Here is a 16,126-nt window from a genome sequence, read left to right as displayed (position 1 = left end):
TTGCCGCTCGGCGTCAGGCAGCACTTCCAGGCTGCTGGCGAGGCGCTCGGGCGCCTGTTCCAGGGCTTCGACCAGGGCGGCCACGGCCTGGCCGAGGTAGGCGGCAATGCGCTGCGGGTCGATGCCGGTGATGGACTGGGCGGTTAGGGAGAACCCGCTGCCCACGTTCGCCACGGCAATTTCGATCGGGTAGTTGGTCCGGGTTTCCGACGCGATGAAGTGCATGCCTTCATGTTCGCCCATGTCCTCGACGTTTTCCCCGGATGCATTCACCAGGTCACCATGCCGGCAGTTGAGAATCACCGTGAACAGCGGCAGCGAGGCGTCCACCGCGCTGCAACGCTGGGCCAGGGCCAGGGAGGCCTGTTCGTGGGTCAGCAGTTCACTGAGTTGCTGGTAAGCGTCCTGGACAATGTCGCGGACGGTGTTTTGCTGCAAGCGAATGCGCATCGGCAGCGTATTGATGAACATCCCCAGGGCATGGTCGGCACCGGCGGTGCCTTGGGAGCGGCCCGACAGCACCGTGCCGAAAATTCCGTCGTCGCGACCACTGGTCGCGGCCACCACCAGGCCCCAGGCCGCATGGAACAGCACCGATGTCGGTACCCCTTGCTGGCGCGCCGTACGATGCACCCGGGCACTGAGCTCGTCGCCCAGGTGTTGGACCGCACGCTTGATCCCGGCGCCGTTGCCCCGTACGTCCAGCACGCCGTAGGGCGCGGTGGTGGAGTCGACGTCGGCCAGCAGGCGGCGGAAGTAGGCCTCATGCTCCGCCTGGGACACGCTGGCGGCCTGGGCGATGAAATTACGATAAGGCTGAGACGGCGGCAGGCTGTCGGCCTGGCCGGCCAGGACCGCCTGGATCTCCAGCATGATCAGGCGCAGGGTCACGTTATCGCTGACCAGGTGATGGTCGAGCAGTGCCAGCAACCACTGTTCCCGAGGCGCGTCATGGATGATGTAGGCCGCGATCAGCGGTGCCCGTTGCAGATCCAGTCGCAGGTGATGGGTGTCCGTATGGTCACGCAAGATCTGCAAGGCATCTTCGCCAGGCAAGCAAACCAGGGTCACCACAGGTAATTGCGCCTGGCGATGGACCACCTGCACGGGTTGCGGCAGCCCCTGCCAGCGCAGGGCCGTGCGCAGGATATCGTGGCGATCGATCACCACCTGAACGGCCGCCAGGAAGTCATCGAGCAACTGGCGACGATTGAAGGTCACCACGGTGCGCATCAGGTAGGCGTCGCCTTCGGACTGCAAGAGGTGGTGGAACAGGATGCCTTCCTGCAACGACGACAGCGGGTAGATGTCCTGAACATTGCTGGCGCCACCTGGGACATCGGCGACGATCTGCTCGATTTCCTGCTGGTTGAGGGTCACCAGCGGCAGCATCTGCGGCTCGATGGCCGTGCAGTCGGCGGGAATCAGGTTCGCCGGGACGACCCGCTGGGCGCTGTCGCCGCCGGCGAGCACGGCGGCCATGGCCTTGAGAGTCGGGGCGGAGAATACCGTGCGCACGTCCAGTTGCAGGCCGGCCTGGCGCAGGCGCTCGATCAGGCTGATGACCAGGAACGAGTGGCCGCCCAGTTCGAAGAAATGGTCCTGGCGACCGACCCGTTCAACCCCCAGCAACTCCTGCCAGGCATTCGCCAGTGTCATCTCGACGGCCCCCAGCGGGGCTTCGTAGTGGTGGCTCGCGGCGGCGGACGCGTCAGGCACCGGCAAGGCGTTGCGGTCCAGTTTGCCGTTGGTGGTCAGCGGCCAGGCGGTCAGGGTCACGAAGGCGCTGGGCAGCATGTGCTCGGCCAGTACGCTTGCCAATTGGCTGCGCAGGGCCGACGACTCGGGGACGACGCCTTCATGGGCAATCAGGTACGCCACCAGGCGCTTGTCACCCGGCGAGTCCTCGCGAACGATCACCAGCGCTTCGCGGACTTCGGCGCAAGCCATCAGTTGGGCTTCGATTTCCCCCAGCTCGATGCGGAAACCGCGGATCTTGATCTGCGAATCGTTACGACCCACGTACACCACGCCACCGTCGGCGCGATAGCGGGCAATATCGCCGGTGCGATACAGGCGTGCGCCTGGTTCGACGGCGAACGGATCCCGGATGAACCGCTCGGCATTGAGTTCGTCGCGATTGAGGTAATGCCGGGCCACACCGGCGCCACCGATGTAGATCTCGCCATTGACGCCTACCGGCACCGGTTGCCCGTGATTGTCGAGAATGCGCAGGCACAAGTCCGGCAGTGGCAGTCCGATCAGGCTTGGCGCGCCGGTATCGATTTCCTGCTGGCTGACCGGGTAATACGTGGCGTGCACGGTGATCTCGGTGATCCCGTACATGTTGACAAGGCGGGTCCGGGACAGCGGCGTGCGGGCCGTCCACGGTCGCAGGCTGCGGAAATCCAGGGCTTCGCCACCGAAAATCACTTCCCGCAGGCCGTGCTCCCGGTCGCTGCGCTCACGGGCCTCGATGAACTGGCGGAAGGCGCTCGGCGTCTGGTTCAGCACGGTGACCTGCTGCTGGCAGACCAACGCGTAGAAATCATCCGGCGAACGAGCGATGTCGCTGGGCACCACCACCAACTTGCCGCCGTAGGTCAGCGCGCCCCAGATCTCCCAGACCGAGAAATCGAACGCAAAGGAATGGAACAGCGTCCACACGTCGTCGCTGCCGAAGCTGAACAGCTCGGCGGTGGCGTCGAACAGTCGGGCGACGTTGCCATGCTCTACCAGCACGCCCTTGGGCAGCCCGGTGGAACCCGAGGTGTAGATGACGTAGGCCAGGTGCCGGGAGGTCAGGCCAAGGGCGTCGGCTTGCGGATCCAGGTCCAGGGCATCGTCGAGGTCATCGGCCGCGGTGTAGTCCTCCAGGCTCACCACCGGTACTTGGTGTTCGGGCAGGGCGTCGAGGCAGGCGGGCTGGGCCAGCAGGGCCACCGGGGCACTGTCGTCCAGCAAGTAGCCGAGGCGTTCGGCAGGGTAGGCCGGGTCCAGCGGTACGTAGGCCGCGCCCGCCTTGAGCACCGCCAACACGGCGCAGACCATTTCCACACCACGACGGGCCAGGATTGCCACCCGGTCATCGGGCCTTACGCCTTCGGCGATCAGCGTCCGGGCGATGCGGTTGGCCCGACGGTTGAGGGCCTGGTAGCTCAGCTCCGTTTCGCCAAAGACCAGGGCCGTGCGCTGGGGCTGGGCCGCGGCGATTTGTTCGAAGCGCTGATGCACCAGGCGTTCGGGCGTGAAGACTGCCTTGGGTGCCAGTGCCGCCGGCGACGCCAGACACTGCGCGGGGGTGAGCAAGGGCAAGCTCAGCACCGATTGTCCGACATCCGCCACCATGGCGTGCAGCAGCACCAGGAAATGCTGGGCGAAGCGCTCCACGGTGGCGCGGTCGAAGAGGTCGCTGGCGTATTCGATCACCCCGGCCAGCGTGCCGCCGTCGTTGCCCAGCGTCAGCATCAGGTCGAATTGCGAGGTTTCATGAGCCTGGGCCACCGGTGCCAGGGTCAGTCCGGGCAGGCTCAACTCGCCGCCGCCAGGGGTGTTGTCCAGGGACAGGGCCACCTGGCACAGCGGGTTATGGCTCAGGGAGCGGGGCGGTTGCACGGCTTCGATGACTTGCTCGAACGGAATGTCCTGGTGTTCATGAGCGGCCAGGGTGGTCTGCCGGACCTGCTCCAGCAGTTGGACGACGCTCGGGTCCTGCGTCAGGTCGACCCGCAGGGCCAGGGTGTTGACGAAGAAACCGATCAGGTTTTCGGTCTCGGTGCGGCTGCGGTTGGCCGTCGGCACGCCGATGACCACGTCGCGCTCGTTGCCCAGGCGGGCCATGAGCACCGACCAGGCGCTGAGCAACGCCATGAACAGCGTGACATTGTGGGCCTGGCAGAAGCGTTCCAGGCGTTCGCGCAACGCGGCGGGGATTTCCACCGGAACATCGCCACCCCGGTAGCTTTGCGTCGCCGGACGTGGACGGTCGGTTGGCAAGGACAACAGCGCCGGCGCCCCCTTGAGGTGCTCACTCCAGAACTCGGCCTGGCGGTCGAGGCGCTCGCCCTTGAGGGCCTGGTGCTGCCAGGCGGCGTAATCGGCGTATTGGATCGGCAGCGCCGGCAGGGGATCGGGCTGCTGCTGGCTGAACGCCCGGTAAAGGGCGGCCAGTTCCCTGACCAGGACGCCGACCGACCAGCCGTCGGAGATGATGTGGTGCTGGGTGATCAGCAGGATATGTTCGTCATCGGCCAGGCGCAGCAGGCGGCCGCGAATCAGGGGGCCCCGGCTGAGGTCGAACGGGGCCAGGGCCTCGCTGTTGCCGATGCGCGATGCGCTGAGGCTGGCCTGCTCGTAGGGCAGCGAGCGCAAATCCTGTTCGGCCAGTACGAAGCCGCAGTCTGCCGGGGCAATGATCTGCACCGGCTGTTCGCCACGGCGCTCGAAGGTGGTGCGCAGGCTTTCGTGCCGCGCCACCAGGCGATCCAGCGCCGCCTTGAGCGCGCCACGGTCGAGGTCGCCCCGCAGCAGCAATGCCGCCGGCATGTGATAAGCACTGCCCGCGCCGGTGTCGAGCTGGTCGAGGAACCACAGCCGTTGCTGGGCGAACGACAGCGCCAGCGGTTTGTTGCGGTCGGCCTGGCCGATGACTTCGGCCTCGGCGGTGTGCAGATTGCCCACGACCCGCGCCAGTTCCTCCACGGTGGGATGGCTGAACAGCTCGCGCAGCATCAGGTCACCGCCCAACTGCTGACGCACCCGGGTAACCAGTTGCGCCGCCAGCAGGGAGTGCCCGCCCAGTTCGAAGAAACTGTCGCGGCGGCCGACGCGTTCAAGACCCAACAGCTCCTGATAGATCTGCGCCAGGGCGATTTCAGTGGCGCCTTCGGGGGCGACATAGCCGCGCTCGGACATGGCATCCAGGTCCGGTGCGGGCAGGGCATCCTGATCCAGTTTGCCGTTGGCCGTCAGCGGATACGCGTGAAGGCTGACGAAGGCCGTCGGGATCATGTAGTCGGGCAGGGTTGCGCCCAATTGTTTGCGCAGGGCGGCCACTTCCAGGACGGCGCCCGGACGAGCAATGAGGTAGGCAATCAGGCGCTTGCCCTGGCTGGCGTCATCGCGGGCCAGTACCCGCGCTTCACGCACACCGTCGCACGCCAGCAACTTGGCTTCGATCTCGCCCAGCTCGATGCGGAAGCCGCGGATTTTCACTTGGGCGTCCATCCGGCCCAGGTGCACGATCTCGCCGTTGTCCAGCAATTTGCCCAGGTCGCCGGAGCGATACAAGCGCTCGCCGGGACGGAACGGGTCGGCAATGAAGCGTTCGGCGGTCAGTGCCGGACGGTTCAGGTAGCCACGACCGACCCCCAGCCCGCCGACGCAAATCTCCCCGGCCACACCCACCGGCAGCAGGCGCTGGCGAGCATCGAGCACATAGGCCACGGTGGTGGGAATCGGCCGGCCGACGTTGGAAATACCGGCGGCGATGTCCGCCGCGCCGATGGCCTTGTAGGTGACGTGGACACAGGTTTCGGTGATGCCGTACATGTTCACCAGCGCCACGTGGCCGAAGGCGCGATGAAAGGCGTCGAGCTTGCCCAGCTCCAGGCTTTCGCCACCGAAGATCACGTACCGCAGCCGCTCCAGGCGCACCTCCGGTGTCGCCAGGGCGGCGGCGCTGAGCTGATGGAACGCCGATGGGGTCTGGTTCAGCACCGTCACCTGTTCGCTTTCAAGGAAACCCAGCAAGGCTGTCGGATCACGGCGCAGCGCGTCGGGAACCAGGGTCAGGCGTGCACCGAAGAGCAGCGCGCCGAAGATCTCCCAGACCGAGAAGTCGAAGGCGTTGGAGTGGAACAGCGACCAGACGTCGTCGGCACCGAACTGGAAATCCGGCCGGCTGTTGTGCAGCAGTCGCACCACGTTGCGGTGTTCGAGCAGCGCACCCTTGGGTTCACCGGTGGAACCGGAGGTGTAGATCACATAGCAGAGGTGGTCCGGGGCGTTGACGTTGGGTGGGTTGACGACGCTGGCGTCAACGTTGCCGAGGGTTGGATCGAAGACCTCGATACCCAGGGCCTGCAACGCCGGCGCCATGCCCGGACGCGCGATGGCCTTGCGCGCGCCGCAGTCGCGCAGCACATAGGCGATGCGCTCCTGGGGCGAGGCCGGGTCGATGGGCACATAGGCGCCGCCGGCCTTGAGCACCGCCAGGGTGGCGACGATCATCTGCACCGAGCGTTCGAGCGTGATGGCCACCAGTTCCTGGGGACGCACCCCTGCGGCGCGCAAACGGTGCGCGAGGCGGTTGGCCTGTTCGTTGAGCTGGCGATAGCTCAGCTGCTCCTGGCCGAGGTTGACGGCAATGCGGTCAGGCGCCTGGCGGGCCTGCTCCTCGAAAATCTGTTGCAACGTCAGGGTGTCGGGCCAGGCCGCTTCGCTGTCGTTGAAATCGATGATCTGCCGCTGGCGCTCGGTCGCGTCCAGCAGTTGGACGTCATCGACGCGCTGCTGCGCATCCTCGACAAAGGCTTGCAGCAGGCGCACGTAATGACGCATCAGTTGCTGGATGAAGCCGGCATCGAAGAATTCGGCGTTGTAGACCAGGTGCCCGGACCAATGCTGTTCACCGGCCGACACCAGCAGGTGCAGGTCGTTCTTGCCGTAGCCCAGGTTGGTTTCCAGCGTGTTGATCGCCAGCCCGGCCACCGGTGGCTGGGTGTCGCTGCTGCGCTGGAAGTTGAACAGTACGTCGAACAGCGCGGTGCGGCTCATGTCCTTGGCCGGATTGAGGGCCAGCACCAACTGGTCGAATTGCATGTGGCGATGGCGCAGGCCCTGGGTAAGGTTGTCGGCGGTCTGTTCCCAGAGCTGTTGCAGGCTGGTGTCGCCAGCGCAGAAGGCGCGCATGACCAGCAGGTTGTCCAGCGGGCCGACGACGTCATTCAAGGCCGGCTCGCGACAGGCGGCGGTGGTGCCGATCACCAGTTCGTCGTGCCCGGCGTAGCGGCGCAGCAGGGCGGTGAAGGCACTCAAGGCAAGGCTGTCGGCGCTCACGCCGACGTCCTGGGCCAGCGCTTCGAGACGGCGTGCCAGCGCCGGTTCGATCCTGAAGTCGTGAGTCGCTTCGGCGAACACATGCACGGCCATCCGTGGGCGGTTGAGGGGCAACTCCAGGGCTTGCAGTTTGCCGCGTAACTGATAGGTCCAGTAGGCCCGCAGGTTCTCCAGCACCGCGGCCGGCAGCTGGCGTTGCCAGGCGGCGAAATCGCTGTAGCCCAACGGCAACGCCGGCAACTCGGCACTGCGTTCGGCGCAGGCGGCTTCGTAGAGGGCCAGCAGGTCACGCTTGAGCAACTGCATCGAGGTACGGTCGGCCAGCAAGTGATGCACCGCAATCGCCAGGACGGCGTGGCGCTCATCGGCTCGCACCAGTGTGGCGCGTACCAGCGCGTCCATGGTCAAGGGCCGTCGTGTCTCGGCCAGGGCTCGGGTCGCCAGCTCGCTCGACGTTTCCTGGATCACTTCCAGGGCCAGGCTCGCGGGGCTGTCGAAACGTTGCCAGGCCGTGGCGCCGTCATCGCTCGACACCCGGCAGCGCAGGATCGGATGACGGGCCAACAGGCCGTCGAGGGCGGTCTGCAAGGCCGATTGGTTGAGCTCGCCCGTCAGCTCCAGCAGCAACGGGATGTTGTGGTAGACCGGGTTGGCGTCGTACAGGTAACCGGTTTCGAAGGTGTCGACGAACCAGAGTCGTTCCTGGTGGTAGGACAGCGGCATGGGCTGCGGCACAGGTTGCAGTGCGGTGACGGGCGGCAAGGCCAGCGCCGGGTCCAGTTCCAATGCGCCGATGCGGGTGTCCGGTGCTTCGGTGAAGCAGCGCAGCAGGCGTTCGAAACGCGCCGCCAGGCGTTCGACGGTGGAGGCATCGAACAGCGCGGTGGAATACGACAGGCTGCACGACAGGCCAGGGCCGCCTTCGTCGATGTGCAGGGACAGATCGTGTTGGGTGTTGTCCTTGCGCGACGGCAGGAACTCCAGGTCCAGGCCCGGCAGGTGCAGCTGGCCGCCGCCCCCCCCGGCGTTGGTGTAGAACATGGTCTGGAACACCGGGCTGTAGCTGGCGCTGCGCGGCGGCTTGAGGGCCTCGACCACCAGTTCGAACGGCGTGTCTTGGCGGCTGGAGGCATCCAGCATCAATTGCTTGACCTGTTGCAGTACCTGATCGAGGGTCGGGTTGGCTTCCAGGCGAATGCGCAGGGCCAGGGTGTTGACGAAAAAGCCGATCAGCGACTGCACATCCTGGCGGTCACGGTTGGCGGCGACGGTGCCGATCACCAGATCCTGCTGGCCGCTCACACGCGCCAGCAAAATCGCCCAGGCGGCCATGAGGGTCATGAACGGGGTCGCGGCGCGGGATTGGGCGAACCGGACAATAGCGCTGGACAGTGATGCAGGCAGGTCGAATGTCAGGGTTTCGCCCCGGTAGCTCTGGACCGCCGGGCGCGGCCGGTCGGTCGGCAGCGACAGCAGGGCCGGGGCGCCGACCAGTTGGGCACGCCAGAACTCCACCTGCTGTTCGAGCCGCTCGCCTTCCAGATGGCGACGTTGCCAGGCGGCGTAATCGGCATATTGCAGGTCAAGCGGTGGCAGCGGATCGGCCTGCCCATTGCTGAAGGCTTCATAGAGCGCGGCGAACTCCTTGACCAACAGGCCGATGGACCAGCCGTCGGAGATGATGTGGTGCTGGGTGATCAGCAACCGGTGCTCATCGTCGGCCAGGCGCAACAGGCTGCCGCGGATCAGGGGGCCATGCAGCAGGTCGAATGGCTGCGCCGCCTCGCTATCGGCCAGGCGCTGTGCTTCACGCCCGGCCTGTTCCCCGGGCAGGTGGCGCAGGTCATGCTCTTCGAGGTGGAAGCCGCAATCGGCCGCAGCGATGACTTGTACCGGGTGCTCACCCTCGCGACGGAAGGTGGTGCGCAGGCTTTCATGCCGCGCCACGAGACGGTCGAGGGCTGCCTTGAGCGCGCTCCGGTCGAGGGTGCCGCGCAGTACCAGGGAGGCGGGTATGTGATAGGCGGCGCTGGCCGTCGGGTCCAACTGATCGAGAAACCAGAGCCGTTGCTGGGCGAAGGACAGCGCCAGCGGACCCTCGCGGTCCGTGGGGGCGATGTCGTCCTGGGGCGTTTCGATGACCCGTGTGGCGCCGCGTTGCTTGAGCAGACGCAGGAGCGCGGCACGTTTCAACTGGTCGAGACTATCGTTATGTTCGTTCAATTGTTAAGCATCCTTGGAGACGATAGCGAGCAGTTCGCTTTCAGACAGCGAAGCCATTTCTTGTTGCAGGTCCATCAATTCATCCGACTCGAACTGCGCCAGTTGCAGGGTGGTGACCAGGTCGGCCAGCGCCAGCAGCGACGGGTGCTCGAAGACGCTCCTGAGCGGTAGCTCGACGGCGAAGGTCTCCCGTGCTCGCAGAGTGACTTGCACCGCCAGCAGCGAATGACCGCCGAGTTCGAAGAAGTCGTCATGCCGGCCGATCCGTTCCAGGCCCAGCAGGTCGGCCCAGATCTGCGCCAGCAGTTCTTCGGTTTCGCCGTTGGGGGCTTCGTACTGGCGCAAGGCGAAATCCTCGCTGCGGGGCGCGGGCAGGGCGCGGCGGTCCAGTTTGCCGTTGGGGCTCAATGGCAGCCGTTCGAGCACCACGAACGCCGCGGGCACCATGTAGTCCGGCAACTGCGAGGTCAGGTAGGGGCGCAGCGTGCTGCTGGCATTGCGACCGGCCAGATGCGGTTCGACACTCAGGTAAGCCACCAGGCGTACCGCCCCCGGTGTGTCTTCGCGAGCGATGACGGCGGCCTCGCGCACACCTGGCAACGTCAGCATCAAGGCTTCGATTTCACCGGGTTCGATACGGAAACCGCGGATCTTGACTTGCTGGTCGTTGCGCCCGAGGAATTCGAGCACGCCATCGGCGCGCAGGCGCACCAGGTCGCCGGTGCGGTACATCCGCGCCTCTTCGCCCGGGCCGAACGGATCGGCGAGGAAGTGTTCGGTGTTGAGTTGCGCGCGGTCCAGGTAGCCTCGGGCAACACCCGCGCCGCCTACGTACAGTTCGCCCGGTACGCCGAGCGGCACCGGTTGACGTTGTTCGTCGAGTACGTACAGGCGACTGTTGGGAATGGCACGCCCGATCGGCACGGTCCCGGTGTCCTGGGCGGTGCAGCGGTGCACCGTGGCCCAGACTGTGGCTTCGGTGGGGCCGTATTCGTTGTACAGGGTAATCGCCGGTTCCAGGCCGGCGCATTCCTGCACCAACTGCGCAGGGCAGGCTTCCCCGGCGACGATCATCTCCCGCAGGCTGCCATGTCCGTTTCCGGCGGCGAGGCTTGCCAGCACCAGGCGTCCCAGCGAAGGCACGCACAGCAGCGAGGTCACGGCCTGTGCGTCGATGAAGCGGGCGATGGCTTCCGGATCGCGGGCGGTTTCGGCATCCGGGATGCACAATGCGCCACCGCTGACCAGGGTCCCGAAAATACCGGCGACCGAGCTGTCGAAGGCAATCGACGACAGCAGCAGGAAGCGTTTGTCGGTCGCCGGCCCATAGACCGAGACACGGGCCAGCGTCGAAGCCACCAGGTTGCGATGCTCGATCATCACTCCCTTGGGCTTGCCGGTGGAACCGGAGGTGTAGATCACATAGGCCAGGTGCGTCGGAGTCAGCCCCGAGCCATCCAGCTGCGGGTCACGGCTGTTCGACGTGGTCAGGGCCTGCTCCAGGGCCAGGTAACGGGTGCCCTCCTGCAACGTGCCCACTGCGGCGCGACCGACCGGGTCGGCCAGCAACAAGCGTGGCCGGGCATCCTCGAGAATCGAGGCCAGGCGTTCGGCCGGATAGGTCGGATCCAGCGGCACGTAGGCGCCGCCGGCCTTGAGGATGCCCAGCAGACCGCTGATCATCGCCACGCCGCGTTCGACGCAGATCGCCACCAGATCGCCCGGCTGCACACCCGCCGCGATCAGGTGATGGGCCACGCGATTGGCCTGGGCGTTGAGTTCGGCATAACTGAGATGTCGATGGCCGTCGAGCAGTGCGCAGGCGTCCGGAGTCCTGCGCACCTGGTCCTCGAACAACTGCTGGATGCACAGGTGCGTCGGGTAATGCGCTTGGGTCTGGTTGAACGTCTCCAGCAGCAGGGTGCGCTCTTGAGGAGGCAGAACATCCAGTTGCGTGAGGGGAATCTGCGGTGTGTACATCAAGGCCTGGGCCAGTTGCTCCAGGGCGCGTTGCATCAACGCACAGATGCGCTGCGGGTCCACTGTCCGGACACTCTGTACCGTCAACCCGAGGGCATCGCCATAATCATTCACCGACAGAGTCAGTGGGTAGTTGGTCCGCTCGGCGCTGCCCAGGATACGCAGGCCCGGCCATTGCAACTGGCTGTCATCGCGCTGGTGCCTGTAATTGAGCAGGCTGGTGAATAACGGCAAGGCACTGGGCACGCCACTGCAACGTTGGGCCAGGGCCAGGGATGCCTGTTCATGGCTCAGCAGTTCGACCAGGTCGCGGTGGGTGGCCAGCACCTGTTCATTGGCACCGCCTGCCTTCAGTTGGACGCGTACCGGCAAGGTATTGATGAACACACCCAGGGCCCGTTCGGCGCCCGCCGAGCCTTGCAGGCGCCCGGCGACCACGGTGCCGAACACGACGTCGTCGCGCCCGGTGCAACGGGCCAGCACTTGCGCCCAGGCCACATGGCACAGCGTCGCCGGGGTAATGCCCCGTTCCCTGGCCTGGGCCCGCAGGCGCAGGTTGAGTTCGACGCTCAGTTGCACACTGGCTTCTTCGATGTGGTTGCCGTCCCCTTGTACTTCAAGCAGATCGAAGGGAGCGGTTGGCGCATCGACATCGGCCAGTCGGCGGCGGAAATACGTCTCGTGGACCTGGGACGGAACGGCCTGGGTCTGGGCGATGAAGTCGCGATAAGGTTGCGGTGTGCCGAGGCTTTCGCCTTGTCCGTGAAGAATCGCGTGGATTTCTTCGAGAACGATCTCCAGGGTCACGTGGTCGCTCGCCATATGGTGATTGAGCAACGCCAGCAGCCAGCGTTCGGAGTGTGGATCACGGGCGATGCAGGCACGCATCAGCGGGGCCTGGCGCAAATCCAGGCGCAGCTGTCGAGGGTCGCTCAGAGCCTGGAGCTGACTCAGGGGATCCTGATGGTTGTCGAGGGTGACACTGTGCACCGGCAGCCGCGCATGACGTTGCACCACCTGGACGGCCTGAGGCAGGCCATCCCAGTGCACACAGGTACGCAGAATGTCGTGGCGGTCGATCACCTGTTGCAGGGCATCGATAAAGGCATCGAGGCGCTGGCGGTCATCGAATTCGAGCATCGAGCGCACCAGATAGGCATCGCCTTCGTGCCCCAGCAGGTGGTGGAACAGGATGCCCTGTTGCAACGGTGCCAGGGGGTAGATGTCCTGGATGTTGGCCGCACCGCCGGGTACGGCGGCGACGAGCCGTTCGAGTTGCTCCGACGTCAGGTGCACCAGGGGCAACATGTCCGGGGACAGGGCCTGACAATCGGCCGGAATGCGGTTGGCCGGGGCCTGGAACACCGAATCCTTCGCATCGCTCAAGGCCACGGCCAACTCCCGCAGGGTTGGCGCGCTGAATACGCTGCGCACATCGGCGTTGAGGCCCTGTTCGCGCAGGCGCTCGATCAGGCTGACCGCCATCAGCGAGTGTCCGCCGAGCTCGAAGAAACCGTCGTGGCGCCCGATGCGCTCGTGCCCCAGCAGTTGCTGCCAGATCCCGGCGATGGTCACTTCCACCGAGCCTTGCGGCGCCTCGTAGGCCCGGCTGGCGTAGGCGTCCTGGCCCGGTTCGGGCAGGGCGCGACGGTCGAGCTTGCCATTGGGTGTGAGCGGCAATGCATCCAGCACCACGAAAGCGCTGGGCACCATGTGCTCGGGCAGCCGGCGCAAGAGTTCGGTGCGCAGTTGTTCAGCGGCTGCCGGTTCGCCGCACAGGTACGCCACCAGGCGTTTGCCACCGGCCTGGTGATCGCGGGCGATGACGGCGGCTTCGCGGACCCCGTCGAGGGCGGCGAGGGCGGCCTCGATTTCTCCCAGTTCCACGCGCAAGCCGCGGATCTTCACCTGGTCGTCGTTACGTCCCAGGTATTGCAGTGTGCCGTCGGCCAGCCAGCGGCCGATATCGCCGGTCTTGTACAGGCGCGCATCGACCTGCGCACTGAACGGATCGGCAATGAAACGTTCGGCGCTGAGTTGCGGCAGGTTGAGATAACCGCGCGCCACGCCGACGCCGCCAATGTGAATCTCGCCGGGTACACCCACTGGCAGCAACTGGCCGAGGCTGTCGAGCACATGCAGCTGCATGTTGCGGATGGGGCGGCCGATGGGGATCGAACGGTTCCGATAGGTGTCCGGGTCAGCATCCAAGGCATGCCAGGCGACCACGTCGCTGCACTCGGTCGGGCCATAGCTGTTGATGATCGCCGGCCGTGGCTCGGGCAGTTTTTGCAGCATCGCGACCTGGATCGGTTCGCCCCCCAGTACAGCCCGTTTCAGGCAGGTCATCGCCCCGTGCCGGTCGGCGTCCACCAGCGCGTGGAAAGCGCTGGGGGACATGTTCAGGTGCGAGATGCCCGCCTCGGCGATCTGCGCAACGATGGCGGCCGGGTTGAACGGTTCTTCGGCCAGGTGCAGGGACGCACCGACCATCAGTGGCGCGAGGATGTTTTTCTGGGTCAGGTCGAAGTTATAGGACGAAGCCAGCAGTACCGCATCGCCGGCATGGAACGCCAAGTCTTCGAGGTACCAGTCCAGCAGGTTGCGCAGGCCGCGATGTTCGACCATCACGCCCTTGGGCAACCCGGTGGAGCCGGAGGTGTAGATGACATAGGCCAGATGGCCGAAGTTCAGGTCCGTCACCTGCGGGTTGTGGGTCGGGCTTTGCGGCAACGCCGGGCTGCCCAGTTCCAGGGTCGACAGGCCATGGGGCAGCGGCAATGCGTCGAGGCCATGCTGATGAACCAGCGCCTTGGGGGCGCTGTCGGCCAGCATGTGGGTCAGGCGTTGCGCCGGGTATTGGGGGTCGAGGGGCACGTAGGCCGCCCCGGCTTTGAGGATGCCCAAGAGGCCGATAACCATCTCCGGACTGCGGCGCGCACAGAGGCCGACGGTGTCGTCGGGCCGCACGCCCAAGGCGATCAGACCGTGGGCCACGCGGTTGGCCTGGGCGTTCAGCTCGGCATAGCTCAGGGTCTGCCCGTCACCGACCAGCGCCACAGCGTCCGGCGTGCGGCTTGCCTGTGTTTCGAAGACGACATGGGGGAAGCGGCTTGGGCTTTCGTCCAGGGCGATGGGGGCGGGGTTGAACGTCTCCAGCAACTGTCGACGTTGGGCGTCATCCAGCAACGGCAAGGTCGCCAGCGCTTGGCTGGCATCGTCCAGCATCGCCTCGAGCAGGTGCAGCAAATGCCGGCCCCAACGGGCGATGGTGGTTTCCTCGAACAGGTCGGTGGCGTACTCGAACTGGCCGCTGATGACGTCGCCGTCGTCGTTGAGCGACAGGCTCACATCGAACTGGGTGGTGCCGGTGGGTTGGGCCAGCGGGGTCAGGTTCAGTCCCGGCAGGGCCAGGGCCTGGTCGTGAGGGGTGTTGCCGAGCACCAGCATGGCCTGGAACAGTGGGCTGTGGCCGAGGCTGCGCTCCGGTTGCAGGGCTTCGACGACCTGTTCGAAAGGCAGGTCCTGATGGCTGTAGGCGTCGAGGGTGGTGGCCTTGATCCGTTGCAGCAGTTCATCGACGCGATTGTGGGCCTGGACGTCGATGCGCAGGGCCAGGGTGTTGACGAAGAAGCCGATCAACGCCTCGGTTTCCCGGCGGGTGCGGTTGGCGACCGGGGTGCCGACCACGACCTGCGGTTGGTTGCTCAGGCGCGAAAGCAGGATCGACCAGGCGCCGAGCAAGGTCATGAACGGGGTCAGGCCCTGTTCCTGGCTGAAGCGGCGCAGCTTGGCGCTCAACGGCGCAGGCAGTTGCAGCGCCAGGGCGGCGCCCCGGTAGCTCTGCACCTGGGGCCGTGGATGGTCGGCGGGCAGTTCCAGCAGGGCCGGAGCCCCGTCGAGGTGCTCTTTCCAGAAACGGGTCTGGGCTTGCAGGCGTTCGCCTTGCAGGTGCTGCTGTTGCCAGGCGGCGTAGTCGGCGTATTGCAGCGCCAGGGGTGGCAGCGGATCGTCGAGGCCTTGGCAGAATGCGGCATACAGGGCGTTGAACTCCCCGATCAACACCGCCACCGACCAGCCGTCGGAGACGATGTGGTGCTGGGTCACCAGCAGGATATGGTCGTCGTCGGCCAGGCGCAGCAGGCGTCCGCGAATCAGCGGGCCCTGGCTCAGGTCGAAGGCTTCGCGGGCTTCGTCCTGGGTCAGTTGCTCGACGGCGTGTTGCCGGGCGTCGGTGTCCAGCGCGCGCAGGTCGTGTTCGATCAGGGTAAAGCCGATGTCGGCCGGGGCGAAGCGTTGGCGGGCTTCACCGTCCATGTGCTGGAACGTGGTGCGCAGGCTTTCGTGGCGGGCGACGACGCGGTCCAGGGCCCGTTGCAGGGCGATGCGATCCAGATGGCCGCGCAGGTGCAAGGCGGCAGGCATGTGGTAGGCGACGCTGGCGGCGTGGTCCAACTGGTCGAGGAACCACAGGCGTTGCTGGGCCAGGGACAGCGGCAGCGGTTGGTCGCGGGGCACCACGGCAATGGCCTGGAGCTGCGAGGTGCCGGCCTGTTCCACGTGCCGGGCCAGTTCGCTCAGGGAGGTCTGGGCGAACAGGGTGCGCAGGTCAATCTCGACCCCCAGGTCCTGGTGCAGGCGGGCTTGCAGTTGCACGGTCAGCAGCGAGTGCCCGCCCAGTTCGAGGAAACCGTCGTGACGGCCGACCTGATCCAGGTGCAGCAGGTTTTTCCAGATCTCGGCAATGGCGACCTCGGTGTCGCCTTGCGGCGCCTCGTAGGCCTTGCTGGCGAGCGCATCCTGGCCCGGTTCCGGTAATGCGCGGCGGTCGAGCTTGCCGTTGGCGGTCAGGGGCAGGCGGTCC

1 protein-coding gene and 1 pseudogene are annotated in these 16,126 nt (G+C 66.0%); both read right to left on the bottom strand.

Going from position 1 to position 16,126, the window contains the following annotated elements:
* A pseudogene (locus EGM97_RS25870) lies at positions 1–9,282 on the bottom strand (amino acid adenylation domain-containing protein); the annotation flags it as partial.
* Between the two features lie 3 nt (positions 9,283–9,285).
* Positions 9,286–16,126: amino acid adenylation domain-containing protein (locus EGM97_RS25865; RefSeq protein ID WP_477788888.1), on the bottom strand; the 6,841-nt coding region annotated here is incomplete at its 5' end.

Origin of the sequence: Pseudomonas sp. AF32 (genome assembly GCF_022342325.2) — a bacterium.
Classification (GTDB): Bacteria; Pseudomonadota; Gammaproteobacteria; order Pseudomonadales; family Pseudomonadaceae; genus Aquipseudomonas; species Aquipseudomonas uvaldensis.
Note: the sequence above shows the minus strand (reverse complement) of the source record. Positions and strands in the feature narration are given on the sequence as shown.